The following is a 25,616-nucleotide window of genomic DNA, read 5'->3' on the forward strand; positions in this document are numbered from 1 at the left end:
GAGCGGAGCGCCGCGCTGCAGAGGAGCAGCGCTAGCGCGCCGGCGGGGCGACGGTGAGCGTCACGACATCGTCCTCACCCTCCTCGATCCCGGCGCGCGCCACGAGGCGGGCGCCTTCGCACTCGAGGTGGAGCACGACGGGCGCCACCGCCTGGCGGCCGCACGACGGATCGCCCGAGACGCGCGCCGCGAAGGCGCTGCGCGCGAGCTCGACCCCCAGGGCGATGCCTCCGATGCGGCCCATCGCGTCGTCCGGGGCGACCTCGCGCGCCGAGCGAGCCTCCTCGAGGCGCGTGAAGAGCGCAGGCCCGCGGATCGCGACCTCGATCGGGCGGCCCGCCGCGTCCTCGAGGACGGCGACCTCGATCTCCGCCTGACGGGGCGCGCTCTCGCCCTCGGCCGTCACGACGAACCAGAGCGGGATCCGCTTCGCGCAGACCGCTGCGCCCGGGCCCGCGCGCTCGTCGGCGGGCGCGCAGCGGGGAGGCGGAAGCGCCAGGCTGAACGGGACGATCACCTCCGCCGGCGCCTCTGCGAGGGGCCGCCCCCAGGCCCCCCTGTCCAGGAACCGGCGCAGCCACGCGGTGACCTCCTCGCCGACCCGCGCGCGATCCGCGCGCTGCGTCGCGAGCTGCGCCTCCGTCTCCTGAGCGGCGCGCGAGAGGACGTCGCCGGCGCTGCGCTCGCGGACGAGCTCGCGCAGCCGGTGGGTCGTCTCATCGCGGAACGCGCCCCTGGGCAGCGTCGCGAGGTACGCGGTGAGGCCCGCGACCGTCCTGCGCTTCGCTGCGTAATAGATCGGCTCGGCCCGCGTGAGGTACGCGCGCACCTCGCCGGCGAAGGCCCCGCGCGGATGGCGCTCCAGGTAGGCCGACGCCGCCGAGAGCCGCCCCTCGAGGGTCCTCGACACGCGCGTCGCCCGGTACGCCGCGTAGTCGTCGTAGCTCGCCAGGAGCGCCGGCTTCGAGGCGCACCCGGACACGACCGCGACGAGCGCCGCGAACGAGAAGCTCCGAGCGGCAGTCGCAAGGCACCGGCGGGAAGCGACTGCGCCACGCCCGCTCATGGCGCCTCTTCCAGTGGGCAAAAATTGCACTCAGTCGGGGTCGACGCGCCTTCGTCGGCCATGTGGCCGCGGTACTCGTCGCAGCTCGCGAACTTGAGCTTGTGCAGGCACACCTCGCCGTCGTGGACCAGCGGATAGCAGCCGGCCGGGAGCTCCGGCGCAGCCTCGAAGGCGCAGGCGGCGTCGCAGGCGCGCGTGCGCAGGCCGCACTCGTCGCACCGGGCGCAGTCGATCTGCGCCTTCAGGGCGAAGAACTTGTACGGGTCGAGCTCCTCCGGCGCCTGCCCGCAGCTGCCGATGTCGCCGACCACCGGCGCGATGCCCACGAAGAGCAGCAGCGCCGCCACGCCGGCGATCTCCTTCGCCCGGGGGCGCCCGCCTCGACGCTCGCGCTCCGGCAAGCTCATGGCAGGAGCTCGTGATCGATCATGAGCCCGAGCTGCGCCGAGACGACGGGATAGACGGTGTACGCCGCGTCGTACGTCGCGGCGCCATAGAAGAGATCCCCGACGACCTCGCCCGAAAGCGCGACGCCCGCGAGCAGGGAATACCCGAGCCCCAGGGCGAGCTCGCCTCCGACGTTCACGTCGGGCTCGATCAGGATCGCCGCGCCGAGCCGCCCGTACCCGAGCACGCGCGAGAGGCCGCGGTAAGCGACGAAGTAGCTCGGCGTGAGCGACTCCTGCGGGACGCCGCCGACGGCGACCGAGAAGCGCAGCGCCCCGCCGTGCTGAACGCCGTCGGCCGGCCCCAGCGCGAGCGCGACCCCGAGATCGAGGTACCCCGCGGTGAGCGAGAGCGACTCCGCCGTCTCGCCGAGCTGCGTCTGAAGGCGGTAGGGGTTGTTGAACCGGATCCCCTTCCCCATCGCGACGGTCGACACGACCCGCCACGCCGTCCCCGGTGGCCGCGCGAGCGCGCGGTACGCATCGAGCTCGGCGCCGCCGCGATCCTCGACGGGCAGCGGCGCCGCAGCCCCCTCGGCGCCGCGGTCTGCGGCGGGCTGGGCCGCGGCGGCGCGCCCCGAGGATGCCCCGAGCAGAACCGCCACCAGCGCGAGCCCGGTCCGGAGTTCCAGCATGGCCACGAGCCTTCTACCCCGAGGCAGCGGCCGCTGGCACGCTCAATTGCGTCCCGGCCGCGCGCCGCGCGAGCCTCTCCGCAGCATCGCCGCCCGGCGACGGCGCCGCGCGCCCCCGGCACGGCGCTCGCCACCGCTGCGTATCCGCCCGCTTCACCTGCGGACCGGACCCTGCATGGTGAGACCACCGTGAGCAATTCAAGCACCCGAGGCAGGCAAGGCACCGCCGCACAGCCGTCGGCGTTGCGCGCGCCGCGCGCCAGCACGACGCGGCGTCGAGAACGAGAAGATCGCAGCGAACCGGGAAGGCCGCGCAATCCGGCCCATGAAGCCGCGACGTGGGCCGGCGCGAGCGAGCTGGACGATCCGTTCGTCGACATGCTCGACGCAGCGGCGGCGCCGCCGCTGCGGGGCAAGGTGAACCCGCGCAGCGAGATCAGCGACGTGATCCCGACGCTCGACGACGAGGTCCGCGGCTACCACCACCACCCCAACGACGCCGGCAGCACCGAGTTCGAGGTGAACCCCGACGCCGCCGACGCCGCCGCCGATCTGGCGAGCGACCTCGGGGCTGAGTTCCTGGAAGGCGCGACGAGGGGCCAGGACATCAGCGACGTCGTGATGTCGCACGACGACGACGACGGAGATCTGCCCTATCTCCTGGAAGACGAGGACGTCGAGTCCGTGGAACCGGACGCCGAAGCAGAGGACGAGCAACCGGTGACCCAGCGGATGCGGCGGCACGCGGGCTGACAGGCAGCGCGCGCCGTGCGTGACCGCGCGAGGTCGCGGCGCGCCGTCACGCGCGGCGCGCGACGAGGTCCGGCCCGGTCACGCCTGACCGAGCACGGGCAGCTCCGCCACCACCTCTCCGTCGATGCGGATGAAGGCCAGCAGGCCTTCGTCCTCGTAGGCCAGCACATCGAGCACGATCCGCTCGCACAGCGGCAGCACGTACAGCGCTCCGTCGTCCGCCATCACCGTCATGGATCGCACAGGTGCGCTCGCCGTGGGCAGCGTCTCTGTGGTCCGTCGTCGCGCATCCATGTCGCTTGAGCTCCCAGGCTTGAATCGAGCTCCGGCCACCGCCGGCGCCGCGAGGCTAGAGGGCCTGCCCGTCATCTCACCAAGCGCCTTCCATGCCACGACGTTGGCGCAGCAGCGCCCGGGCCCGCGGCGTTCCACGGCGACATATGGCTTTCGCCCTGGCCCGCGCCGCTGCGTCGCTGCGGCTCAGCCGCAAGCGGCGCCGCTCCCCGCCCGCAGCGGAGCGCGGCGCGCCCGGAGCGCCGCAACACCGCGATTTCGAGCCGTCTCCGGCCTCGCCGACGGGCGAGGCGCGCAGGAGTTCAGCCCGCCCGCGCGCGGTCATCGCGGTCTTCGCGCCGCTCCGGCGTCCGGCGCCGATGCCGCGGACAGGACCTTTCGCGCGAGCTTGGAAACGCCGATATCCAGCGCGCCCGGATCGAGCCACGCCGCCTTCTCGTAGGGGGAGGCAAGCTTTGCCCGGAGGCGCCAGGGGGCCGCCACCTCGGCGCGCGCCACCGTCACGTCGAGGCGCCGGTGCGTGAGGATGTGGCGCACGCGGCCGACCTCGCGGAGCGCCGCGTCACGCGTGACGCCCACCAGCTCCAGGAGCGCGCGGGCGTCCGCGAGCGAGCGCGCCTCGACCATGGGCGGCTCCCAGAGCCCGCCGAAGAGACCTCCCTCGACGCGCCGGACGAAGAGCACGCGATCGCCTGACCGCACCACCGCGGCGACCATCGCGACCGCCGGGACGTCGCGTTTCGGGGCGATCACCGGCAGCTCCGCCTGCCGCCCCGTGGCGCGCGCGACGCACGCGCCGTCGACGGGACAGGCATCGCAGCGGGGATTCCGGGGCGTGCACACGGTGGCGCCGAGCTCCATCAAGGCCTGGTTGAAGCGTCCGGGATGGACGCTGTCCGCCGAGCCCCGCACGAGGCGTTCGGCCGTGGACCAGAGCTTGCGCGTGCCCGAGGCGCTGCGGATGTCGTCGTCGATGCCCTCGATGCGGGAGAGCACCCGGGCGACGTTGCCGTCGACGAGCGGCACCGGCTGATCGTACGCGATGCTCGCGATCGCGCCCGCGGTGTACGCGCCGACGCCGGGCAGGGCGAGCAGCGCGGAGACGTCGCGAGGGAGCGCGCCGTCGTGGCGCGCGGTCACCTCGCGCGCGGCGAGGTGGAGCACGCGGGCGCGGCGGTAGTAACCGAGGCCGCTCCAGAGCGAGAGCACGTCGTCGATCTCGGCGGAGGCCAGGGCGAAGACCGTGGGGTAGCGGGCGAGGAAGCGCTCGTAGTACGGGATCACCGTCTCGACGCGGGTCTGCTGGAGCATCACCTCGCTCAGCCAGATCGCGTAGGGGTCGCGCGTCCTCCGCCACGGCAGGTCGCGCGCGACGCGGCTGAACCAGGCCTCCAGGGCGGCCGCGATCTCCCGGTCGCGCTCGCCCGGGTCCGGCGCTGCGGGCGGCGGGGCGCCAGCGCCCTGCTCACCGGACGAGGCGCGGCGGCGCGGGGAGCGCTGCGGCGCCTGATCATCCTCGCCCCCGCTCGCACGGCTGCGCGCGGGCTGCTGGTCTGCGCTCGCACGGCTGCGCGCGGGTCGCTGGTCTGCGCCCGCGCGCTTGCGCGCGGGCGGCCGGGACGTCGTGCTCACGCGCGAAAGGCCCTGCCTCTGCGCCGTCGACGCGGATCGCCGAGGTCGCACGGATCGCTGAGGTTGCGCGGCTGCCGCTCGCGGTGCTCAGAAAACGCTTCCATCGCGCGGGACTCTAGCGCAAGAGCCGACCGCGGTGTCGTCCCGGCGCCCCTGCCCACCCCAGCTGCTCCCTCGGGCAGCGCGCCTCTGCGCCGCGCTGTTCCTCTGGCTCGTCGCGCCTGGGTGCCGCGACGAGCCGCGCCCCTGGGAGGGCAAGCCAGGCCCGGCGGTCGTGCTCTCGGCAGCGCCGCCGCACCCAGCCGCGACGATCGGGACCGGCGGGCTCGCGGACGCCGACGCGGGACAGGGCGAGGGCGACGCCGGAGCGCGCACGGATCTCGATCTGCCGGTCCTCCCGGTGCGCGTCGGAGGTCCCTGGGTACGCTGCTATGGGAACTTCAGGATCAGCGGCGATCCGCTGAAGGACGTGACGCGCCTGTCGCTGCTCTGCGGCCCGGAGAACGGCATGCGCCGGATCTCGCCGAAGCCGATCGAAGGGCAGGTGGCCGAAGGCGGCGCGATCGTCACGGAGAAGCTGCAGGCGGTCCGGGGCGCGTGTTACCGGGTGTTCGCCGTCGGCGGACCGGGGGTCCTCAACCTGGACGTCGCCGTGCGGAGCAGCCGCGGGGCGATGATCGCGAGCGACGGCACCGAGGACGCATGGCCGATCGTCCAGCCGGATCGGCCCTTCTGCCCGCTCGAGGACGACAACGCCACCGTGGAGATCAGCGCCCGCCGCGGCAGTGGCCGGTTCGCAGCGGAGGTCTGGATGCTGAAATCCTACAAACGAGCGCGCCAAGGCGATGCCGGCACGGAAGCGGGAGAGGACGAGACGTACGAAATGAACAGCGAGACGGACGCCTACGAGGAGCTCTGAGCTGGCGCCGCCTCGACCATCGCCCGATCCACGGACATCGCGGGCGCCACGTTTCCGTCCGGGTCACTGCGGTGTCCGCTGCCGAGCGATCAAAGGCAGAGCTTTCTCGTCTGCCGGACGCGCGCGAAAGGCTCCCCATCGTCATCAAAATCCGGCAGATCCATGGACCATGGCGCGACGCCGGCACCCTGCACGCACCCCTGCATTGACGTGGCCGCCCCGTCCCGCTAGGGGAGCCCGAGCCATGGCCGACGACACCGAGCCGCTCCGCGAGGACGAAGGGGACAAGGTGGAAGGCGAAGGCGAGAAGAAACGCCTCTTCGAGCGCGCTATCCCCGAGATCTTCAAGCGCGTGGTCGAGCGCGCCGTCGAGAGCGGCATCGACAAGCTCAGCGAGGGGCCCGAGAACCTCCGACACTTCGTGGGCGACCTCAAGCTGCCCAAAGAGGTCCTCCACTACCTCTACACCCAGATCGACGAGACCAAGAACGGTCTCTACCGGGTCGTCGCGAAGGAGATCCGGGACGTGCTCGAGCACACCCAGTTTGCGGACGAGATCACGAAGGTGCTGACGAAGCTCTCCTTCGAGATCAAGACCGAGATCCGCTTCATTCCCAACGAAGCGGCCAAGAGAGACGACAGCCAGGACGAGCCGAGGACCGGGTTGCCGAAGCCGGAGGTCACCGCTCAGGTGAACGTCAAAGACCGAAGCAAAGAGACCGGGCGAGACCGGCGCCGTGAGGAGAAGTGACGACGAAAAAGCTTAGGACGGGCGGCGAAGTCGACGCCTGGTGCACCAAGTGCCGCCTCGATCTCACCCATCGCATCATCGCGATGGTCGGCGACGTGGTGAAGAAGGTCGAGTGCAAGACGTGCATGTCGCACCACCTCTACCGCCAGCCGAAGAGCGAGCGGGAGAACCGCGCGGCGGCGCGCGCCTCCGCTCGGAGCAGCAGCGAGCCACGGGCGGCGTCGAGCTCGCCGCGCGGCGGCGGCGCGGAGCGCCTCACGGCCGCACAGCGCGCCGAGCGCGATCAGACGCTCGCGTGGGAGCGCGCCATCGCGGGACAGCCGTCCGGGGCGTTCAAGCCGTACCGCATCACGCTGACCTTCGGCGAGGGCGAGCTGATCCACCACAGCAAGTTCGGCGACGGCGTGGTCGCGAAGGTCATCGATCGGGGCAAGATCGAGATCCTGTTCAAGGATGGCCCTCGGACGATGGCGCACGGGCAACCGTAACGAGCGCCGCCGCGCTCGCTCGAAGCCCGAAACTTGGGGCTGCCCGCGCGATCGGGTAACCTCGGTATCGCCTTGGACAACCCTTCGCCCCCTTCTGCGAGCGGGTCCCTGCGCAGGCGGCGATCCCGCGCTCGCTGGCCCGAGCGCGCGCTGCGTTGCGTGGCGATCTGCGCGATCGCCGTCGAGGCGCTCTGGTACGGCATCCACGAGGTCCGCGGCTTCGGCCCGGCCCTCGCCGACGGCGTGCGCGCCGTGGTCGGCCCTGCGCCTGTCGCGTGGGCCGAGGACGTGGCCTACGGCGTCGCCGATCGGCTGAACCGGGCCGTCTACCGCGACGCGGCCCCGAAGACCTTCTGGGAGCCCCCGCCCGCCGCCGCCGCGGAGGCTGTGAAGAGCGCCGAGGGCCCGGAGGCGGAGACGGTCACGTCGCCCGCCTCGTTCCAGCCGCCCTTCCCCGAGGTCGCGGCCACCGGTGACGGCGTCTGGACGCCGATCGCCGACAGCGCCGCCCGGCCCGGCGAGGCGCAGGTGCTCTGGAAGAGCGTCGTGCACCCCGACCCGAAGCGCGTGTTCGCGGCCATCGCGGTGGTGGCGATCGATCTCGGGCGCGTCGACCTCCGGCTGGTCGCGGGCACGAAGGAGCCGTTCTCGCCGGACATCCCGGCAGAGCGGCGCCCTGGCCTCGTGCCAGGAGGCCACGCCGCGGAGCTCGTCGCCGCCTTCAACGGGGGCTTCAAGGCGATGCACGGCCACTACGGGATGATGCTCGACGGCGACGCGTTCCTGCCGCCGCGCGACAGGGCGTGCACGATCGCGCTCTACCGCAGCGGCGCGGTGCGGATCCGAACCTGGCCCGAGCTGCGCGACGGGGAGGCCCGCATGGCCGCGTACCGGCAGACGCCGCCTTGCCTTGTCGAGCAGGGCGAGCTCCACCACGCGCTGTACGACTCGAACCGGGACTGGGGCGCGACGGTGAGCGGCGAGACGGTGATCCGGCGCTCGGCGCTTGGCGTGGACGCGACGGGCAAGCTGCTCTTCTACGGGCTCGGCGAGGCCGTCACGGCCCGCAGCCTCGCCCGCGGGATGAAGGCCGCGGGCGCGCACGACGTGGCGGAGCTCGACGTCAACCACGCCTACCCGCGCTTCCTCCTGTACGCTCGCGGCGCGGACGGCGCGGGTCCGCGCGCCAGCTCGGCGCTGATCCCGGACGTGCAGTTCAAGCCCGAGGAGTACGTCGCGGAGCCGGCGCAGCGCGACTTCTTCTACCTGCGACGCCGTCGGTCGTCGGCGCCGCTCGGGATCGCCGATCCGGCGCCCGAAAGCGACGCCCTCGAGCGCGGCGAGCGGTGACCACCGGCCCTCGCCGCGCCGGAAGAGCGTGCACTGCTAACGGCGATCGAGCAGGTCGCGCAGCCGCTGCGCGAGGGTCTCCGGGGTGAACGGCTTCTGCAGCAGCGCGAGCTCGCGATCGGGCTCTGCGCCCGCGAGGACGTCCTCGGCGTAGCCGGAGATGTACAGCACACGCGCGCGCGGGTGGATCGCGACGGCGCGCTCGGCGAGCTCGCGGCCGTTCATGCCCGGCATCACGAGATCGGTGAGCAGGAGGTCCACCGCGTCTTCCCCCTCCCGCGCGAGCATCGCCAGCGCTTCCTCGCCGCTCGCGGCCGAGAGCACGCCGTAGCCGCGCCGCTCGAGCACATCGACGATGAGCTTGCGGACGGCGTCGTCGTCCTCGACGACGAGCACCGTCTCGTCGCCGCCCGCCGGCGACGGCCCCGCGCGAGCGGGCGCCACCTCGGCGCGCTCCTCGACGCGCGGGAGGTAGACGCGGAACGTCGTGCCGCGCCCGAGCTCGCTCTCGACCTCGATGAGCCCGCCGCTCTGGCTCACGATCCCGTACACCGTGGCGAGGCCCAGCCCCGTGCCCTTGCCTCGCGCCTTCGTCGTGAAGAACGGCTCGAACAGGTGCGAGAGCGTGTCGTGATCCATCCCGTTGCCGCTGTCGGTCACCGAGAGCACGACGTAGGGGGGGCCTCCAGCGGCGGGCGCGTCGTCGTCGTCGCGCTCCGCTGGCGCGAAGGACCTCGCCGCTGGGCTCTCGCCAGGCTCGCCCAGGGAGGTCTCGACGACGAGCTTGCCGCCCCTCGGCATCGCGTCGCGCGCGTTCACGACGAGGTTCAGGACGACCTGCTCCAGCTGGCTCTTGTCGACCTTGATCGAGCCGAGATCCCGGCCGACGTTCGTCTGCAGATCGATGTCCTCGCCGATGAGGCGCTGCAGCATCGTCTGCATGTCGAGCACGACCGCGTTGACGTCGAGCACCTCGCGCTGCAGGGCCTTGCGGCGGCTCATCGCGAGGAGCTGCCGCGTGAGCGCCGCGGCGCGCTCCCCGGCCTTCGTGACCTGGAGGGCGTCGCGCCGCAGCGCGCTGTCGGGCCCGAGGCGGCGGATGAGGAGCTCGCCGTAGCCGAGCATCACCATGAGCATGTTGTTGAAGTCGTGGGCGATGCCGCCGGCCAGCCGGCCGAGCGCCTCCATCTTCTGCGACTCGCGCGAGCGCTCCTCGCGCTGCCGGAGCGCCTCCTCGGTGCGCCGCCGCTCGGTGATGTCGCGGACGAGGACGAGGACGTGCCCCTCGAGGAACGGCATCACCCGCGCCTCGACGTGCCGCTCTCCGCCGGCGCTCGCGACGGCGTGCTCGAGCGCGACCACGGCGCCCGCCTCATGAGCCTCCTGGCTCGCGCGCTCGAGCCGTTCCCCGAGCTCCAGGGGGAGCACCTCGGTCATGCGCTTGCCCGACAGCGCCTCCGCCGCGACGTGGAGCTCGGAGAGCCGCGGCTGGTTGTAGTCGACGATCTGCAGCTCGGCGTCGAGGCGGAAGCAGAGATCGGGGATGGCCTGAAATAGCGCGCGGAGCTCGCCCGCGGCGCGCGCGCCCTCCCGCTCGGCGCGCCACCGCTCGATGCTCTGCCCGATCTGGCTGCCCACGGACGCAAGGACGCGGAGCAGCTGCTCGTCGCCGCGGTGCGGGGCGCGGCTCTTCAGCTCGATCACCCCGGCGACGCGAGGGCCGCACGGGATCGGGACGGCGCACGCCGCGCGCTCCCAGCCCGGCGCGCGCGCGGCATGCTCGACGACGTCGACGACGCCGCCCACGCTGGCGCGGAACACCGGGGCGCCGCGCCGGAAGGCCTCGCCGACGAGATCGGACTCGGCGGCGAGGGTCGACCCCTCGCGGAGCACCTCCGCGAGCGCCTCGCGATCGCCGTGCGCCGCCGATCGGGCCGCGACGCAGCGGAGCGCGCTCGCCCTCGCCGCGGACCGCGGCGCGTCGCCCGCGGCGCTCGGCTCCGGCTCCGCGAGCCAGAGCGCGGCGACGTCCCAGCCGAGGTGATCGAGCAGCGCGGCGAGCACGCGCGGAGCAGCCTCCGCGAGCGAGGCCGCCTCGCACAGCGCGCTCGTCGTCGCGAGGTGCGCGGCCAGCCTGGCCTCGGCCTGATGGACCTCGGCCAGGCCGCCTGGCGCTGCGCCGGCGTGGACCTGTCCCTCGGGATCGAGATCGTCGTGTGGCACGTGAAGCCGCGGAGCCCCCATGCGCTCAGCCGCCGGTCTTCTCTGCGGCGCCGCTCTCGAGGTGGACCGTCCAGCAGACGGCGCCGGAGGCCGGCTCACCGCCGGGCGGCCCCACGCTGATCTCCGCGCGGGCCGGCCCGACGGCCCGGACATAGAGCCGCTGTCCTACGGCGCCGCGCCCCAGCGCGCAGACCGCGCGGCGCACGCGCGGATCGTCCGCCGCGACCTCCCCCTCGTCGTCGGCGGCCATGAACAGGAGCTCGACCTCGGGCTTCAAGCAAGCGCCGACCTCCCGCCAGACGTCGTAGTCGACGGACGGATCCAGGACGTCGGCGAGCTGCCCGTGGCGGGCGCGCCCGACGCGGTAGCGGAACGCGTCGCGCTTCTCCGCGCGGAGCGTGGCCCCGATCCGATCGAACCGGAGCGACAGCGCGCCGAGCGCGGCCGCCATCTTCACGGTGGGGGCGCCCAGGTTGGCCTTGTCCGGCTCCTTGAAGCGGTGCACCTGCACGCCCGCCGGCAGCACGCCTGCGAGCAGCTCCGCGAAGCGCTGGTTCATCCCGAGGCGCCCACCGAGCAGGATCCGGAGCCCCTGGTAAGGATCCGGCTCGCGCCCGATCTTCGCCACCGCGCCCTCGAGGTGCCGGCGGACCACCTCGACCCCGTCCCGGAACCACGCATCGAGCGCGCCGCCCAGCGCGCCGCGGTCGATCGAGAGCGGCACGACGACCGGCTCCCCGTCGAGCCCGACCAGCGAGAGCCGCTCCGCGACCTGCGCGCTCGGCCCCCCCTCGAGGAGAGGCCGCAGCAGCTCCTTGAGCGCCCACGCATTGGCGCGCCCATCGGGGGACGGAGCGAGCAGATCTTCCGCGCCGTCGATCGGCTCCTCCTCGGGCGGGCGCTCGAAGGGGATCCGGCGATCGCGCATCGCGGCCTGGCTGGACGAGTACACCCTGTAGGCGATCCGGTGGAGGAGCCGCTCGCCCCCGAGCCAGGGGATCGCCGTCGGCTCGAGGTACTCGACCATCCGCTCCAGCCCCTGCGCGGCCTCGTGCGCCTTCGCGCTCCGCAGGAGGCCGAAGGCGAGCCCCGCCTCGCTGGCCCCGGCGTCGATGACGCAGAACGGGACGCCGCCTTCCCGCAGCTGGATCCCGAACATCCGGAACGCCTGGACCGCATAGGCGATCGCGGACGGCCCCCCGTCGACGACCTGCAGGCCGTCGAGGTCGTGGTACTCGCAGAGGCCCGCGGGCAGGCTCCGGAACATGCCGCGGCGGAAGGCGACGAGAACGCTCTCGCGGCGCTCGGGCGACCAGCCCGTCGGCATCGTGATCGCGTAGCGCGTGGAGAGCCCCCGCGAGCGCTGGTTCAGGTGCAGGCCGACGTAGTACGCGTAGAGCTCCAGCGGATCGAACGGGTCGTGCGCGCCGATCCCTTCCTCGTCGATGATGGGCGGCGCCGGCTTCTTCAGCGCCTCGGTCGTGTCGGGGTCGCTCCTGCCCCGGAGGCGGAACGGCTCGCCGCGCTCGGTCCGCTCGCGCAGGAGCGGGAGGGCCGGCAGGGAGGCCGCGGCGCGCTCGTGGACGTCGGCGCCCGGCCGGACGCGCATGTCGCGCGCTGCGTGCCCCACGAGCACGTCGCCCCAGCGCGTCATGGGCAGGATCACCCGATCGCGCCAGGCCTTCGTCGTCCGGGCCAGCGCCTCGAACGCCACCTCGCTCGGGTTCTCGTTGTCGGCAGACACCCGGATCGGCGCGTCGGCGCCGATCCGGACGAACTCGGCGCCCCCGCGCTCACCCCGGACGGCGACGACCGTCGACGCCGCGCCGACGTCCACGGCGACCCAGTCGGCGCGCACGTCGAGCCGCGGATCGCGCCGCTTCACCTCGGGTGGGATCGGATCCTTGTCGGTCTTTCCAGTGCGGCGGTGCAGCCCGACCACGCGGCCCTGTCGGAGGATGGCGATGGACGTCGCGCCGAGGAAGCGCGCGCCGGTCCAGAAGCCCTGCGCGGGATCGACCAGCGTCGTCCCCTTCACCGGATCGAGGTTCGCGACGACCTTCGGGAAGAAGTCCGCGATCTGCTCCGGCGAGGCCACGCCGTCGTAGCGCTCGACCTTGATCGGCGGCGAGTAGTAGTTCTGGAGCCCTTCACCGTAGATGCGCGGACTGACCTGGATCAGCTTCAGATAGGGGATCGGGCAAGTCTGCTCGTCCAGGCGGAACTCCTGGTAGAGCGCGGTCGGGGCGATCGTGTTCTCCATCTCGGGCGCGATGCGAGGCACGCTCGCGCTCATCTCGGTGCCGAAGTACATGAACTTCGTGCCGGCGCCCCCGGTGAAGGCGGCAATCCTGACCTCGTTGAACGTCGCCTGCCCGACGATGAGCGGCGGTAACGCGATCACGTAATCGAGCACCAGCGTCGTGAGCCAAGGTTGGTCGAAGAGGCGCGATTCCCAGCGCATGACGAGCGTCGGGAACGCGCGGCCCTCGAGGGAGACGATCTTCTCCGCCTCGCGGACCAGCGCACCATCGACGGACAGCTCGTAAACCGGCATACGTGGGCGACGTTATCACGAAGATCCCCTGCGCCGGCCCGGGGATCGCGGCAGCGGGGCGTTCGTTGTCAGGCGCTCAGGCGCTCAGGCGCTCAGGCGCTCAGGCGGCCGCGCGCCGACGCCATCGATCCTCGTTCCTCGTGTGGGGCGTCCACGCCGCACGGCGGCGGTTGAAGGCGACGCCCGTCGCCGCCCTGCGAGGGCGTAGGCCGGCCTCGGGCGACCGTGCTAGCCTGGCGGCGTGATTTGCTTCTCCGGACCGGGAACGCTGTCATGAATCCGTTGGTCGGCGAGATCATCGACGGCAAGTACCGGATCGTCCGGCTGCTCGGCCAGGGGGGCATGGGCGCGGTCTTCGAAGGCGAGAACCTGCGCATCCGGCGCCGCGTCGCCATCAAGCTGCTGCACGCGAACATCTCGAGCCAGGCCGAGTCCGTCGCGCGCTTCGAGCGCGAGGCCCAGGCCGCGGCGCGCATCGGCTCCGATCACATCTGCGAGGTGCTCGACCTCGGCGTGCTGCCGGACGGCACGCGGTACATGGTCATGGAGTACCTCGAGGGAGAGACCCTCGGGGCGAAGATCGAGCGGATGGGGCGGCTCGGGCCCGAGCTCACCGTGCCGATCATGGTGCAGGTGCTCGAGGCGCTCGGCGCCGCGCACGCCGCGGGGATCATCCACCGCGATCTCAAGCCCGACAACATCTTCGTCATCCCGTCGAAGGCCGGCCTCAGCAACTTCGTGAAGGTGCTCGATTTCGGCGTCTCGAAGTTCTCGCCGCTCGCCGGCGCGGAGATGAGCATGACGCGCACGGGCGCGGTGGTCGGGACGCCGTACTACATGTCGCCGGAGCAGGCGCGCGGCTCCAGCCCCGTCGATCAGCGGACCGACATCTACGCCATGGGCGTTCTGCTCTTTCAGGCGACGACCGGTCAGGTGCCGTTCGATGCGGCGACCTTCAACGAGCTGCTCTTCAAGATCGTGCTCGAGCCCGCCCCCCTGCCCCAGCAGCTCGTGCCCGACCTCGACGCCGAGTTCTCCGGGATCATCCAGAGGGCGATGGCGCGCGAGCCGGGGAGCCGCTTCCAGAGCTGCGCGGAGTTCAAGAACGCGCTCCTCGGCTGGGCCGCAGCGCGGCCCAGCCTGGCCTTGCTGACCACGGGGCGGACGTCCTTCCCCCGGCTGTCGCTGCCGTCCCAGCCCGAGACGGCCACCCCTCCGCCCACCCGCACCGAGACGCCGTGGGGTGGCCAGAATGCGCCGGCCATGCCCGGCATGGGCCAGACGCCGCAGCTGACCGCGAATTCGTGGGGCGCCTCGTCAGGGGTCACGGGCCGCTCGACGCGCCCGCCGTCCAGGATGCCGCTCCTCGCCGCGATCGCCGGGGCGGTCAGCTTGCTGGGCGCGGGCGTCGCCGTCTGGCTCGCCTTCGGACACAGCGGGACGACGGGCGCGGCGACCGCGGATCCGAGCGCGGTCGCCGCGACGGCCATCCCGGCGCCCACGCCCACGCCGCCCACGCCGCCGACCGCCCCGCCGACCGAGCCGATCGTCACCGCGAGCGCCACGGCCACAGGGCCCGCTCCGCCCGCCACCGCCGAGCCCGTCGCGGCGCCGACGGCCTCCTCGGCCCAGGTAAAGCCGCTCCCGCCGCGCCCACAGCCTCCTCAGACGAAGCCGTTGCCCGTCACGAAGCCGCCGCAGACGAAGCCGAGCACGTCGCCCCAGAAGCCGCAAAAGCCGGGGGTACCGGGCGACTTCGGCTACTGACGCCGGCGCCACGCAGAGCGCTCGGATCAGAACGCGCCGCGCACCCCGAGACCGGTCGGCGTTACGTAGGGGGCGATCCAGGCGGAGCTCGAGGGCTCCGGCTTGGACGTCAGCTCCAGTACGAGCAGCGTCACGCCGCCGGCGAGCAGCACGCCGCCCCCGATGAGACCGACCGCACCGATCGTCTGCTGTGACGCAGCATCGGCGTCGAGCGACTTGATCTGGGCCTGGATCGCCGGGCTGCACTCCCCGCCGGCAATGCTCTGCGATTCGCACCCACGCGCGGCGCTGAGGTCGTTCGCTTCTTTCTGCGTCCCGCTGCTCTTGGCCAGGAACACCGAGCCCACCACGACACCGCCGAGCCCGAGCGCCGTGGCCGCGATGCCTCCGCCCAGCATCGCCGCGTTCGTCTTTCGCTCCGGCGTGCCAGGCGGGGCGACAGGGGGGACCTCGGTCTGCCCACCGCCCCAGGTGCCCTGCCCTTCGACCGAGCCTCCCGGCGGGGGGACCACGGCCGGGCCTTCCGGGACCGGGATCTTCAGCTCCTTCCGCTCGCCGTCGCCAACGGTGACCCCCTGCTCGATCGGCGCGAGGCCCGGCGGAACCACGGTGACCACGTGATTCCCCGGATCGATCGGGCGATGCACGCCGAGCAGCGCGTCCGCGACCGGCTGGCCGTCCAGCTTCACGCCGATCTTCCGGCCGGCGGCGCCCTCCAGCGCGATGCGCAGCGATGCGATCCTGGGATCGATCGCGGCGAGCTCCTCCCTCGCGTCCTGCTGCGCCCTCTTGAAGGGAGACGGCGCGGTGGGCGGGAGCTCCTCACGGACGATCCTCAGGTAGGTCTCCTTCGCAGCGACGAGCCGACCGAGGCGCACCTGTGCGCGCGCCGTCAGCAGGAGGTGCGTCGGAGCGTGCACGAGCGCCTCGGCGCGACCCAACAGATCGATCGCCTCCTCGAAGCGGCCGGACGTGAACGCTTCGGCGCCCTGCGTGGCCAGCGACCGGGCCGCTGCTCTGTCCTGGTCCGACTGCGCAAGTACCTCGCCTGTCGGGAGCAGCAGGAACAGCGCCGCAGCGAACGGAACGCATCGTCTCAAGAGCACTCAGGCCTCCTCGCGCGCCACGCTATCACACGCCGTCGACAACGGAACAAATCAGCCCTCGCGGCGCCGCTGCCCGGGCGGAGGCGGGGTTTTCCCGGGCGAAATGCGCGCGGCGCGCGGGCCGCTCGGAGCCGCGCCGCGAGCGCCGGCGCAGGGCGCCCGCGGCGCGGCCGCGCCCGACGCTCCGTGTCGCGGCCGCTGTGAACCGTCCGCACAGCGCGATGGCACCCATTCTGCTGCGTGGAACGCGCCATGGATTGCCTCCGCGCCTCCGCGCCCCTCGACGCGGGACTCCCGTCCTCGGAGCGATTCCTCAGGGGACGCCTTCTCGGGGGGCGGTACCTCGTCGAGCAGATGATCGGCGCCGGCGCGATGGGGCGCGTCTACCGCGCGCGGCACCTCGGGCTCGGGCGCGCGTGCGCGGTGAAGGTCATCCACGAGCGCGTCGCCGCGCCGCGCGTGGGCGGCAGAGCGAGCCACCGCGTCTGCACGACGCGCGTCGCGGCGTCGCCGCGCGGAGAGGGCGCCGGCCACCGAGGATCGAGCGGCGTGAGCGAGAGGTCGCGCTCCGACGAGAGGTCGCGCTCCGGCGGCGTCCGCGCCGGAGACGCGGTGCTGAGGTTCCACGTCGAAGCGCTGGCGGCGAGCCGGCTCGATCACCCGAACATCGTGCGCGTCCTCGATTTCGGCTGCGAGCCGGTGAGTCTGCACGGCGCGCTCGGCGCGACCTCTGGCGGACACGAGGCGGCCCCGCCCAGCCTCTGGTACCTGGTCACCGAGCACCTCGACGGCGAGGACCTCATCGACCTCCTGAACGCCACGCCGATCCTGCCCCCGGAGCGCATCGTCTCGATCATGCGCCAGCTGTGCTCCGCGCTGCAGCACGCGCACGACGCGGGCGTCATCCACCGCGACGTCAAGCCCGAGAACATCCGCCTTGTGCCCCGCATCGACGACGACGGGGCGCCGTTCGAGCAGGTGAAGCTCCTCGACTTCGGGACGGCAAAGCTGCTCCACGACGACCGGTCCGGCGCGTTCGGCGGCTCGCCCCTGCTCCCGGTACCCGACGAGGACGGCGGCAGGCTCGTCATCGGGACCCCCGCCTACATGAGCCCGGAGCAGGCCGCAGGGCAGCGTGTCGATGCGCGGAGCGACGTCTACGCGTGCGGCGTGCTGCTCTTCGAGATGGCGACAGGGCGGCTCCCCTTCGAGCGCCCGACGCCCGTCGCGCTCGCCGCCGCGCACGTCGAGTCCCCGCCGCCCCGACCGAGCGCGCTCCATCCGGCGTTCGATCCGGATCTGGAGGCGCTGATCCTCCAGTGCCTGCGCAAAAATCCAGACGATCGCCCGCAGAGCGCGCGCGCGCTGCGCGAGGCGCTCGGGTACATCGCGCTTCGTCGGGCGCGCTCCGCCGGCGACGAGCACGCCGCGCTCAGCCGCCCTCCGCGCCCCTCGGAGGGCGCGCGCGCAGCGACGGCGTCCCCGTCGCGCTGGAGGTCCTCCGCGGAGGACGCCGCCACGGCGCGCTCCGCGGGAGCCTCGACATGGGTGGGCCATCGCTCGCCGTCTCTGCCAGAGAGCGCGCACCTCGATCGGCCCTGCTCTCCGCCGACCACGCGGCGAGACGACTCGCCCGCTCCAACGTGGGTCGGCCATCGCTCCACGCCTTGCCCCCCGGCTGCGCTCGTCGAGGCGGCCTCGCCCCCGGCGCCGGATGGCGCGCCGCCGGTGGACGCGGCACCCCCGCCCGCCGAGGCGTCGCCTCCCGCGCACGCTCCGGCCGGCGCCCAGCGCACTCCGACGCTCGAGCCGCTTTTCTTGCTTCGAGCGCACCGATCCAGCGGATCGCGGAACCTGGTCGCGCTGCGCCGACGTCGGCGCGGGCGTCTCGCTCCGGTCGTGATCGGCACCGTCGCTGCCACGGTGCTCGGCGGATCGCTGTGCCTGCTCTTCAACGCTGCAAGCGCCGCGCTCGCCACGCTCACCTCGTCATCGCCAGAGCGCGGCGGCGAGGCGCCCCCGACCGCCGAGGGGCGCGCATCGCCGGTGCGCGCCCCGGAGCCGGACCCCACCTGCCCTGCGGGACCGCCACGGTGAACGCCCCAGCCGGGCCGCACGCCGGGCCCGCGGCGCTGCTCGTGTGCGCGCGTCGCGGGCGCGGGTACGCACCGGGACACGGCGGGCCAACGGGCCCGGGCGACGCGCCAGCGCCTGCCCACGCGACGCCCGGATCGAGCCCGGAGCGATCGAGGAACGACAACAAGCAGACCGACGGCGAGGGCTGAGGCGCGCGCGGTGCGAACGAAGCGCTCACCCCGCGCCCCGAGCGCGCCGAGCGCGCCGCGATCCTCGATCTCGCGCGCGCCGCTGCGCGCCGATGTACAGCCGATGCCCAGCGCAGCGCGCCCGATGGCGACGCAGTTCACGCTGGCCACCGGGTCTCCGCTTCATGGCGGTGCGAACGGAGCTCACCGCGCGCGGCACGTCGTCTGCAGACGCTGAGCCGGACGAAACGCTGGACGCTGGCCTCCACGTCGACGCGGGAGGACGGGCCTCGGCGTCACGCGGTGTCGAGAGGAGCGAACCATGTCCGTGCTGTTGTGGATCCTGTTTGGCCTCATCGTCGGCGTCATCGCCAAGCTGCTGACCCCTGGCCGCGACCCGGCTGGCTTTGTGGTCACAGCGCTGCTGGGCGTGGCCGGCTCCTTGCTCGGCGGCTTCGTCGGCCGGGCGCTGGGGCTCTATCCGTCGTATCAGTCGAGCGGCGGCTTCTTCACGTCGATCCTGGGCGCCGTCGTCATCCTCGCCATCTACAACGCGACGATCGGCCGGCGAGCGACGAGGCCCTGAGCGCTCCCGCCCTCGACGGGCTCGCCCCGCCGCGAGGCAGAGAGCTGCCCGAGCAGCGCGGCGGCAGGCACCACGCGGGCCGGCGCGGCGCGGCGATCCAGGCGGAAATCGATCGCGACCTCCGGCGGCAGCGGCCGGATGGCGCCCGCGCCAAAGCAGCGGTGATAGACGAGATCGCCCGGCCCCGCGCCCCGCCCGCCGAGCTGGTGGCTCCACCACCGCGAATAGACGGTAGGGCGTTCGGGATCGATCGAGAGCAGATCCGAGCGCTCGAGCTGCACCTCGCCGTGATCACCGCGGTCCGCTGCGCCGTGCTTGGCAGTGAGCTGCCCCCCCTCGCCGACGCTGTAGACGATCCTGAACCCCTCGACATCGCCCTTGCCGTAGACGGCGCGCTGGACTCCCGGAGCAAAGAGCAGCGCGTGCGTGTAGACGAGGTCCACCGCGAGCGCGGGCAGCACGGTCCAGGTCAGCCAGTTGTTGCCCCACGGCCGTTCCTCCGAGAAGAACGCGTAATACCCGACGGAGACCTCGCCGTGCTCTCCGACCGAGCTGCGGTAGTACAGGACGTCGCCGAGCTCGCCCGCGCTCGCGACCGTCGATCCGACACAGATCGGCTGCTGCTCGATGGCCGCGCCGAGCTCCGTCGGCTCCGCCGGCGCACCGGCGACCGGGCACGGCAGCGCGCTCCTGCTCGTGAAGCTCGCGAGGAGCGAGACAGCCAGCGCAGCGATCGGGAGGGAAAGACTCAGGAGATTCCGGACGGGCATCAGGCCGGACAAGGCTAGCGAGCCCGTCGCTATCCGCGCCAACACCAACGGCCGTTCGCGTTCGACGCCTCACGACGTCGGCGCCGAATGGAGATCTCCCAGATCTCGCGGCTCTCCGCGCCGCGGCGCGCGCGTCGGAGCGCTCGTCAGTCGCGGGGCGCACCGCGGCTCGCCGGCGCGACGCCGCCGTCGAAGGCGCCGATCGCCCTGCCCGCGAGCGCCCCTGCGGCGAAGGTCACCGCCGCGATCACGAGCCAGGGCAGGAGCCGAACGCGCCGCAGCGGGCGCGCGTCCCTCCAGTGGGGCGTGACGGCGCTCCTGGCCTCGCTGCGCTCGCTCCCTCCTTCCGGCGCAGAGGGGTGAGCGTCTGTCCCGCGCAGCGTTGGCGTCACCTCGCCGCGATCGTCCCCTGAGCGGCCCGCGGCGATCCGCCGCGCGCCCGTGCGCCCGCGAGACCCGGCGGCTCTCCGGCAGCCCCGCACGAGCAGCGACCGGTGCCGATCGCGCCCGCTCGCGACCTCACGCACGAGCGCGGCGATCTCCTGACCCGCGAGCAGCCCGCGCTCGCTCGAGCTCGGCTCGTCGCCGCCGCTCGGCGCTCGGCGCAGCGAGGTGAGCACCTCGGCGAGCGCCTCTTCCATCTGCGCCGCGGTCTCGAAGCGGCCCTCGGGATCGCGCGCGAGCGCGCGCCGGATCGCTTCCTCGAGCAGCGCCGGGCACGCAGGGCGGAGCGGCGCGATCGCCGGCACCTCGCCGGAGAGCACCGCGCCCATCGTCGCGCCGTCGTCCTTGCGGTGGAAGAGGCGACGCGCCGTCAGCAGCTCGAAGAGGATCACGCCGACCGCGAAGAGATCGGCCCGCCCGTCGACCCTCTGCCCGCGCAGCTGCTCGGGCGCCACATAGCCGAGCTTTCCCTTCACCGTGCCGCCGCCGCTCGACGGGGCCGCGTCGTCGGACGAGCCCGGGGAGCCGAAGGGGCCGGCCTCCTCCATGCCGCTCGTCGCCGTCATCTGCGCGACGCCGAAGTCGATGAGCTTGATCTCTCCCTCGAGCGAGAGGAGCACGTTCTGCGGGCTCACGTCGCGGTGCACGAGGCCGACGAGCTTCCCGCCGTCGTCGCGGAGCCCGTGCGCGTGCCCGAGCGCCCGCAGCACGCCCAGGCCGATCTCGATCGCCGCCTCGAGCGGGAACGACCGCCCCTCCGCGAAGAGAGAGCGCGCGGCGGCGGCCAGATCGCAGCCCGGGACGTACTCGATCACGAGGTGATGGCGTCCTTCGTGAACGACGAAGTCGTGGAACCGGATCACGTTGGGGTGCTGGAGCCGGGCGCTGATCCAGGCCTCCCAGAGGAACATCCGCACGATCGACGGATCTCGCCTCGCCTCGGGGCGAAGACGCTTCACGACGACGGGGTGGGCGATACCTGCCGGCCCGCGCCGGCACGCGAGGAACAGCTCCGCCATGCCGCCTGCCGATAGGCGCGCGAGCAACGCATAGCCGCCGTCGCCCATGGGCAGGTCCATCTCTCGATACCTCCACGGCAGCCCTGCCGCGCCCCCCTCGCTTCGCGCCGGCATCCCGAACGCACGAAGCGAGGACGGCCGCCGCGCCATCCACTGCCGGAGTCGCCCCACCCCGGCCAGCCCCCGGACTTGCCCGCGCCGCCACATCGCGCCTTCGCTATTCACGCTGCATGCCACGGAAAGTGCCGCGGCAGCGTCACCTCCGAGCCATGGGCATCGCGCGGTTCTGCGTGGATCCCGCCGGATGAGAGCGCATGTCGGCAGCCTTAGAGACCCACGGCGAGCGCTGCTCCCGGCGGAAAATGCGGAAAACTCGATGGCCCCGTGTTCCACACAGCGGCGCAGAAGAGCGCGCAGCGTCGGGCCCGCCCGCGATGGAACGCGGGTCAGGCCACGGTGGCGGGTGAGGCGCGGACGCGGCGCGCGAGGAGCGCGCGCAGCTCGCGGAAGGAGACGACGCGCAACGCGAGGAGGAGGACGGCGTAGACAGCGACGCCCACCGCGATCGACGCCCACATGCCGGCGAGGACGCGCGCGACGTAGGCCGCGGTGACCATGACCGCCGTCGCGGCGAGGACCGCGAGGATGCGGCCGAGCTCCACGACGTGGGCCCAGCGCGCGGAGATCCCCCACGACGCGATCAGCGCTCCGGCGCTCACGGCCAGCGTCGCGCACGCGGCGCCCATGGCGCGGTAGCGCGGCAGGAGGAGCAGGTTCAGCGCGACGTCGGCGACGAGCGCCAGCGCGAGCAGCTTCACCATCGCGACCTCGCGCTTCGCCGCGAGCAGCGGCAGCGTCACGACCTGGAACGCGAACGTCACGGGGACGCCGCACGCGAGGATCCGGAGGACGTCGGCCGCCGGGGCGTAGTCGCCCGCCCCTCCGTAGACGAGCTGGATGACGTCTGGCGCGAGCAGGAAGATGCCGGCGGCGACGGGCAGCCCGAAGAGCGCGGCGACGAGCATGCAACCGCCGTAGAGGCGCCCGAACGCGTCGCGATCCTGGGCGTAGAGGCGCATGCCCGCCGCGAAGGCGGCGCCGAGCAGGACGTCGGGGAGCATCCTGAAGTTCTCGCTCAGCACCAAGGCGGCGCTGTAGACCCCGACGGCTTGCTCGTCGCAGAGGGCGCGGAGCATGACGCGGTCGATCTGGAGCAGCGCGCTCGAGAGCGCCCCGAGCGCGCCGATCGGCAGGCTGCGCTTCGCGATCTGCCAGAGCTCGGCGCGCGGCGTCGTGAGCTCGGGCCGGTAGAGGCGGGCGCGGAGATAATGCGAGGTGATGGCGAGCTCCAGCACGTTGCCGAGCAGGAACGCCACGGCCGCTGCGACGACGCCGAAGCCGAGCGCGAGCAAGGCCGCCGAGAGCGCGATGACGAACAGCCGCGCGCCGAGCTCCGCGTACAGGATGTACTGGAACCGCTCGTGGGCCTCGAACGAGAGCCACATGGTCGAGTAGAGCAGCGTCGCCAGCTGGGAAGCCGCGGCGAGCACGATGAGCTGCGCGCCGAGCCCCGAGCGCGTCGCCAGCACGACGGCCACGGTCGCGCCGAGCACCACCGTCCCGGTCACGCCCCGGATGGCGAGCGCTGCGCCGAGGTGACGCGGCCCGAGCTCGGGCTTCACGGCGACCTCCCGGGCCAGGTATCCCCTCACCCCGACGCCGGCGGCGATCGTCACGATCCCCGCGATCGCGAGCGACGCCTGGAACTCCCCCCAGGCGGCGACCCCCACCTTCCGCGCGAGATAGCCGACGAACACGACGCCAAGGACGGCCATGATCGCCTGCTTCAGGAGCATCAGCGCCGCGTTCAGCGCGATGCGCCGGCCATCCTTCATGAACACCTCCCGGTGTCCCCATGCTGTCGGGCACCGCTGTCCGCGCAGCGGGACCGGCCCCGATTCGAGCGTCGTGCGCCCCCAGAGCGCGTCCGTCTCGCGCAGCCAGCGCTGCCCGGCGGCGCGAGCGCAGGCGCTCGCTCAGCGAGCGCCGTCGCCCGAGTTCGGCACGAAGCGCCGTCCGATAGGCCGTTCGCTCACGAAGTGCCGTTTGAAACAGCGCTCCAACACGAGACGTCCTTGAACCTCGAAGCACCCTAGGTGCAGGAGGATCGCCAGCGCAAAAGGGGGTCGGCGATCCTCGGAGCGGGACACGGGATTCGAACCCGCGACCCTCAGCTTGGGAAGCTGATGCTCTACCAACTGAGCTAGTCCCGCGCGAGGTGGAGGAAGCTTCTACCGAATCCTGGGCCGCTTCGCAACCCCTTCATTTCGTTTTCGATCCCGACGTCTTCACGTCTTCACATCTTCGCGTTTTCGCCCGGTTCGACCGGAGGCGGGGCTCGGCGCCCTCTCCAAGCAGCGCCCGGCCCAGCCGCGACGCTACCGGCCCAGCCGCGCCGGTAGCGGGCGCGCCGAGCTACCGGCGCGCGCGCGCGCGGAGCGCGGGCTCGGGCGCGCCCAGCGTCTCGCCCGGCAGCGGCGAGCGCACGCGGATGGCGCTGTCGCAGTCGCTGGTCGCCGCCGCGATCGCGCTGGAGATCTCGATCGTGCCCGCGTCCGGCGGGATCCAGGGCAGCTGGTGCAGGACGGGCCTGTCCGGCGGCAGCCAGCGCAGGCTCCGCGTGACGAGCACGACCGGGTGGTTGCTGTCCATGAGCTCGCTCGCGAGGCGCGCGCCGCCGAGCGGGGCCGGCGGAAGATCCAGGCAGACGAGGCATGCGTCGAACCGTTCGGTCGCCGACGCGAGCAGGGCGTCGTCGATCGACGAAGCGTCCACGATCTCGACGTTCGTCAGCGCCCCCTCGATCGCGCGGGCGAGCGCGTCGCAGGTCGCGGTGCGGGCGTCGTGCGCAAGCAGGATCCTGAAGCCGCGCACCGAGCGCGGCCCAGGCCGGCGGGCCTCGACGACCTGCAACCTGCCCGAGGGCGGCGTCTCGCGCTCACGAGGTGCACGTCGAACGGTCATGGACTCCCCTTCCTCAGCTACATCAGGGCAACCGTGCCCCAGACTAACACCCCTTGAGCTCAAACTGATCAACCTTTATATGAGGGCGCGCTTCTTTCCTCGTCGCCGGTTCTCGGTTCTCGTTCGTCTCGGTTCTCGGTCGTCTCGTCTCGTTCGCGTTTCGCGGTTCGCAGCCGCGACGCCCGCAAGCACGCCGCGATGCGGCATGCCAGCAAGGTCTACGGAAACATCTACGAAGGACGGTCACGCATGAGTCGGTTTCTCATCTCCACTCCTTGCGAGTGCCAGGCAAGCCTGTCAGCCACCCTGGACGAGCACCGGCACGTCACCGCCGGGTGGGCCACCCGGAGTCCCCGCGGCCGGTCGGCCGCCGGTGAAGCCGACAAGGAGCTCGCGCCGGCGCACAGCATCAACGCTCACCTCGACCGGTTCGACGTGGCGTGGTTGTGCCCCTACTGCGGGCGCAACACGCTCCGCACCTTCGATGCGGGCGCCATGAGGCGGCTGCCTGCGGCGAGCGCCTCGCCTGCGGCAGGGCTCGTTCCTCCCGGAACCACCTCCTCGCCGTGAGGCCCCCGACGCGCCGCGACCTCCTCGGTCCGCGCGTCGAGCAGATCCATCCGCCGCGCGCCTGAGCCTGGGCAGGCGCCGTGCGATCGCGGCCGCGCGGCCCCTGCTGCGCAGCATCTCCCGCGCAAGCACGAGCGTCCGGGCGCGACCGCTTCATGGCCCCTCAACCCGCCGCGCTCCGGGCCCATTCCCACCCTGTCGACGATCAGCGCCGGCGCGCTCCGGAGCGCGCCGCTGTCCCGCTCAGCTGCCTTTTCCCGCCTGCGACGTGCCCATTGTGCCGAAGACCCAGTCCCAGAGCGGCGACGACACGCCCCACCGGGCATTTTCTCCCGTGTGGTGATGGACCATGTGATGGCGCTTGATCCACTTCCCCCAGCGCGAGCTCATCCGGAAGTGATGAATGGCATAGTGCGTACCGTCGTATGCCAGGTATCCGAGGCCGAAGCCCATGAACAGCGGATCCGCCGGAACAGGGCCAAAGATGACGCGAAACAGCGTGTAGAACGCGATGCCGAGGGGGATGCTCGCGCCGAGCGGCATCACCAGCCGGTCCGCATCTTGCGGGAAATCATGGTGCACCCCGTGGAGAACGAAATGCATCCGGCGCTGCCATAGGCGCGGCCCGACGTAGTGAAACACGTATCGGTGCAGGACATACTCGGCGAACGTCCATAGAAACAGGCCGACCAGCACGAGCCCGAGCCCGGTCAGGAGGCCGACACCATGCCGAGCGGCGCGCACGCCCAGATAGCCGTAGACCGGCAGCCAGAAGACGAACGGTGTGATCGGATGGATCCGCGAAAACCGCTCGATGAGCGGCGTCTCGAACATTTGGCATGTCGCTGGACGCGCGGTGCGCTCGGTGGAGGTGACGGTCATCGTGCACCCCTGGTACCGCATTTATCCATTGTCGGCCAGCGGTAGGCCGGCGCCCAACGGCCCGCTGGAC

Annotated in this window: 22 protein-coding genes and 1 tRNA gene; 9 read left to right on the forward strand and 14 right to left on the reverse strand. The window is 72.7% G+C overall.

Features of this window, described 5'->3' with window-relative positions:
* Window positions 1-31 precede the first annotated feature (31 nt).
* From WMF46_RS21485 to WMF46_RS21495, 3 genes are read right to left on the reverse strand one after another with little or no spacing between them, the layout of a single operon-like run.
* Complete coding sequence (locus tag WMF46_RS21485) at window positions 32-1,066, reverse strand: hypothetical protein (RefSeq protein WP_437987292.1); 1,035 nt, start codon at window positions 1,064-1,066, stop codon at window positions 32-34.
* Entirely contained in the window at window positions 1,063-1,473 is a 411-nt protein-coding gene (locus WMF46_RS21490; protein WP_437300945.1) for a hypothetical protein, read from the reverse strand. Before WMF46_RS21490 ends, WMF46_RS21485 begins: the two co-directional genes overlap by 4 nt.
* The gene (locus WMF46_RS21495; protein WP_437987293.1) at window positions 1,470-2,147 is read right to left on the reverse strand and encodes a hypothetical protein; all 678 of its coding nucleotides are present in this window, start codon (window positions 2,145-2,147) and stop codon (window positions 1,470-1,472) included. The genes WMF46_RS21490 and WMF46_RS21495 overlap by 4 nt, the downstream gene beginning before the upstream one ends.
* A gap of 378 nt (window positions 2,148-2,525) precedes the next feature.
* On the opposite strand from WMF46_RS21495, the gene WMF46_RS21500 reads away from it, so the two are divergent.
* Window positions 2,526-2,900, forward strand: a complete 375-nt coding sequence (locus WMF46_RS21500; protein WP_437910448.1) for a hypothetical protein — start codon at window positions 2,526-2,528, stop codon at window positions 2,898-2,900.
* A gap of 78 nt (window positions 2,901-2,978) precedes the next feature.
* Here WMF46_RS21500 and WMF46_RS21505 read toward each other — a convergent pair whose 3' ends face one another.
* Window positions 2,979-3,134, reverse strand: a complete 156-nt coding sequence (locus tag WMF46_RS21505; protein ID WP_020736650.1) for a hypothetical protein — start codon at window positions 3,132-3,134, stop codon at window positions 2,979-2,981.
* 381 nt (window positions 3,135-3,515) lie between these two features.
* Window positions 3,516-4,826 carry an A/G-specific adenine glycosylase gene (gene mutY / locus WMF46_RS21510; RefSeq protein ID WP_437987294.1) on the reverse strand — a complete coding sequence of 437 codons (1,311 nt, stop codon included), beginning with the start codon at window positions 4,824-4,826 and terminating at the stop codon, window positions 3,516-3,518.
* A gap of 136 nt (window positions 4,827-4,962) precedes the next feature.
* Here mutY and WMF46_RS21515 point away from each other — a divergent pair, with 136 nt between their 5' ends.
* From WMF46_RS21515 to WMF46_RS21530, 4 genes are all read left to right on the forward strand, one after another.
* The gene (locus WMF46_RS21515) at window positions 4,963-5,745 is read left to right on the forward strand and encodes a hypothetical protein (protein ID WP_437987295.1); all 783 of its coding nucleotides are present in this window, start codon (window positions 4,963-4,965) and stop codon (window positions 5,743-5,745) included.
* Between the two features lie 244 nt (window positions 5,746-5,989).
* Window positions 5,990-6,496 (forward strand): hypothetical protein, encoded by a 507-nt coding sequence (locus WMF46_RS21520; RefSeq protein ID WP_012236567.1) that lies wholly within the window; start codon window positions 5,990-5,992, stop codon window positions 6,494-6,496.
* Window positions 6,493-6,984 (forward strand): hypothetical protein, encoded by a 492-nt coding sequence (locus WMF46_RS21525; protein WP_437554498.1) that lies wholly within the window; start codon window positions 6,493-6,495, stop codon window positions 6,982-6,984. The genes WMF46_RS21520 and WMF46_RS21525 overlap by 4 nt, the downstream gene beginning before the upstream one ends.
* 159 nt (window positions 6,985-7,143) lie before the next feature.
* Window positions 7,144-8,334, forward strand: coding sequence for a phosphodiester glycosidase family protein (locus tag WMF46_RS21530; RefSeq protein WP_437987296.1), 1,191 nt, complete (start codon window positions 7,144-7,146; stop codon window positions 8,332-8,334).
* A 36-nt stretch (window positions 8,335-8,370) separates the two neighbouring features.
* On the opposite strand, the gene WMF46_RS21535 is transcribed toward WMF46_RS21530, so the two are convergent.
* Window positions 8,371-10,557 carry an ATP-binding protein gene (locus WMF46_RS21535; RefSeq protein ID WP_437987297.1) on the reverse strand — a complete coding sequence of 729 codons (2,187 nt, stop codon included), beginning with the start codon at window positions 10,555-10,557 and terminating at the stop codon, window positions 8,371-8,373.
* 25 nt (window positions 10,558-10,582) lie between these two features.
* The gene (locus tag WMF46_RS21540; RefSeq protein WP_437987298.1) at window positions 10,583-13,114 is read right to left on the reverse strand and encodes a hypothetical protein; all 2,532 of its coding nucleotides are present in this window, start codon (window positions 13,112-13,114) and stop codon (window positions 10,583-10,585) included.
* 273 nt (window positions 13,115-13,387) lie between these two features.
* Between WMF46_RS21540 and WMF46_RS21545 the strand changes: the two genes are divergently transcribed.
* Window positions 13,388-14,881: a serine/threonine-protein kinase gene (locus WMF46_RS21545; protein ID WP_437987299.1), complete on the forward strand. Its 1,494-nt coding sequence runs from the start codon at window positions 13,388-13,390 to the stop codon at window positions 14,879-14,881.
* Window positions 14,882-14,907: 26 nt separating this feature from the next.
* Here the strand turns inward: WMF46_RS21545 and WMF46_RS21550 are convergent, their stop codons facing one another.
* Window positions 14,908-15,987, reverse strand: a complete 1,080-nt coding sequence (locus WMF46_RS21550) for a hypothetical protein (RefSeq protein ID WP_437987300.1) — start codon at window positions 15,985-15,987, stop codon at window positions 14,908-14,910.
* 252 nt (window positions 15,988-16,239) lie between these two features.
* Here WMF46_RS21550 and WMF46_RS21555 point away from each other — a divergent pair, with 252 nt between their 5' ends.
* Window positions 16,240-18,084, forward strand: coding sequence for a protein kinase domain-containing protein (locus WMF46_RS21555; RefSeq protein WP_437987301.1), 1,845 nt, complete (start codon window positions 16,240-16,242; stop codon window positions 18,082-18,084).
* Window positions 18,085-18,573: 489 nt separating this feature from the next.
* Complete coding sequence (locus WMF46_RS21560) at window positions 18,574-18,837, forward strand: GlsB/YeaQ/YmgE family stress response membrane protein (RefSeq protein ID WP_437910459.1); 264 nt, start codon at window positions 18,574-18,576, stop codon at window positions 18,835-18,837.
* Here WMF46_RS21560 and WMF46_RS21565 read toward each other — a convergent pair.
* The 5 genes from WMF46_RS21565 to WMF46_RS21585 form a co-directional block, all read right to left on the reverse strand.
* Window positions 18,798-19,607, reverse strand: a complete 810-nt coding sequence (locus tag WMF46_RS21565; RefSeq protein ID WP_437987302.1) for a hypothetical protein — start codon at window positions 19,605-19,607, stop codon at window positions 18,798-18,800. The genes WMF46_RS21560 and WMF46_RS21565 overlap by 40 nt on opposite strands.
* A gap of 146 nt (window positions 19,608-19,753) precedes the next feature.
* Window positions 19,754-21,130, reverse strand: coding sequence for a serine/threonine-protein kinase (locus WMF46_RS21570; RefSeq protein WP_437987303.1), 1,377 nt, complete (start codon window positions 21,128-21,130; stop codon window positions 19,754-19,756).
* A 386-nt stretch (window positions 21,131-21,516) separates the two neighbouring features.
* Window positions 21,517-22,965: a flippase gene (locus WMF46_RS21575; RefSeq protein WP_437987304.1), complete on the reverse strand. Its 1,449-nt coding sequence runs from the start codon at window positions 22,963-22,965 to the stop codon at window positions 21,517-21,519.
* A 305-nt stretch (window positions 22,966-23,270) separates the two neighbouring features.
* Window positions 23,271-23,343, reverse strand: a tRNA-Gly gene (locus WMF46_RS21580).
* Window positions 23,344-23,545: 202 nt separating this feature from the next.
* Window positions 23,546-24,094 (reverse strand): hypothetical protein, encoded by a 549-nt coding sequence (locus tag WMF46_RS21585; protein WP_437987305.1) that lies wholly within the window; start codon window positions 24,092-24,094, stop codon window positions 23,546-23,548.
* 249 nt (window positions 24,095-24,343) lie between these two features.
* On the opposite strand from WMF46_RS21585, the gene WMF46_RS21590 reads away from it, so the two are divergent.
* Window positions 24,344-24,664 carry a hypothetical protein gene (locus WMF46_RS21590; protein WP_012236580.1) on the forward strand — a complete coding sequence of 107 codons (321 nt, stop codon included), beginning with the start codon at window positions 24,344-24,346 and terminating at the stop codon, window positions 24,662-24,664.
* Between the two features lie 243 nt (window positions 24,665-24,907).
* Here WMF46_RS21590 and WMF46_RS21595 read toward each other — a convergent pair whose 3' ends face one another.
* On the reverse strand, window positions 24,908-25,546 hold the full coding sequence (locus WMF46_RS21595; RefSeq protein ID WP_437987306.1) for a sterol desaturase family protein: 639 nt from the start codon (window positions 25,544-25,546) through the stop codon (window positions 24,908-24,910).
* Between the last annotated feature and the right edge of the window lie 70 nt (window positions 25,547-25,616).

Origin of the sequence: Sorangium sp. So ce117 (assembly GCF_051524395.1) — a bacterium.
In the GTDB taxonomy this organism is placed as follows: Bacteria; Myxococcota_A; Polyangia; order Polyangiales; family Polyangiaceae; genus Sorangium; species Sorangium cellulosum_B.

Bases quoted from the DNA above. Each gene is read 5' to 3' on its own strand.
- WMF46_RS21485 (WP_437987292.1), bottom strand. From the start codon at position 1,066: ATGAGCGGGCGTGGCGCAGTCGCTTCCCGCCGGTGCCTTGCGACTGCC.
- WMF46_RS21500 (WP_437910448.1), top strand. From the start codon at position 2,526: ATGCTCGACGCAGCGGCGGCGCCGCCGCTGCGGGGCAAGGTGAACCCG.
- WMF46_RS21520 (WP_012236567.1), top strand. From the start codon at position 5,990: ATGGCCGACGACACCGAGCCGCTCCGCGAGGACGAAGGGGACAAGGTG.
- WMF46_RS21540 (WP_437987298.1), bottom strand. From the start codon at position 13,114: ATGCCGGTTTACGAGCTGTCCGTCGATGGTGCGCTGGTCCGCGAGGCG.
- WMF46_RS21505 (WP_020736650.1), bottom strand. From the start codon at position 3,134: ATGACGGTGATGGCGGACGACGGAGCGCTGTACGTGCTGCCGCTGTGC.
- WMF46_RS21570 (WP_437987303.1), bottom strand. From the start codon at position 21,130: ATGGACCTGCCCATGGGCGACGGCGGCTATGCGTTGCTCGCGCGCCTA.
- WMF46_RS21595 (WP_437987306.1), bottom strand. From the start codon at position 25,546: ATGACCGTCACCTCCACCGAGCGCACCGCGCGTCCAGCGACATGCCAA.
- WMF46_RS21490 (WP_437300945.1), bottom strand. From the start codon at position 1,473: ATGAGCTTGCCGGAGCGCGAGCGTCGAGGCGGGCGCCCCCGGGCGAAG.
- WMF46_RS21560 (WP_437910459.1), top strand. From the start codon at position 18,574: ATGTCCGTGCTGTTGTGGATCCTGTTTGGCCTCATCGTCGGCGTCATC.
- WMF46_RS21565 (WP_437987302.1), bottom strand. From the start codon at position 19,607: ATGCCCGTCCGGAATCTCCTGAGTCTTTCCCTCCCGATCGCTGCGCTG.
- WMF46_RS21590 (WP_012236580.1), top strand. From the start codon at position 24,344: ATGAGTCGGTTTCTCATCTCCACTCCTTGCGAGTGCCAGGCAAGCCTG.
- WMF46_RS21495 (WP_437987293.1), bottom strand. From the start codon at position 2,147: ATGCTGGAACTCCGGACCGGGCTCGCGCTGGTGGCGGTTCTGCTCGGG.
- WMF46_RS21545 (WP_437987299.1), top strand. From the start codon at position 13,388: ATGAATCCGTTGGTCGGCGAGATCATCGACGGCAAGTACCGGATCGTC.
- WMF46_RS21575 (WP_437987304.1), bottom strand. From the start codon at position 22,965: ATGAAGGATGGCCGGCGCATCGCGCTGAACGCGGCGCTGATGCTCCTG.
- WMF46_RS21555 (WP_437987301.1), top strand. From the start codon at position 16,240: ATGGATTGCCTCCGCGCCTCCGCGCCCCTCGACGCGGGACTCCCGTCC.
- WMF46_RS21585 (WP_437987305.1), bottom strand. From the start codon at position 24,094: ATGACCGTTCGACGTGCACCTCGTGAGCGCGAGACGCCGCCCTCGGGC.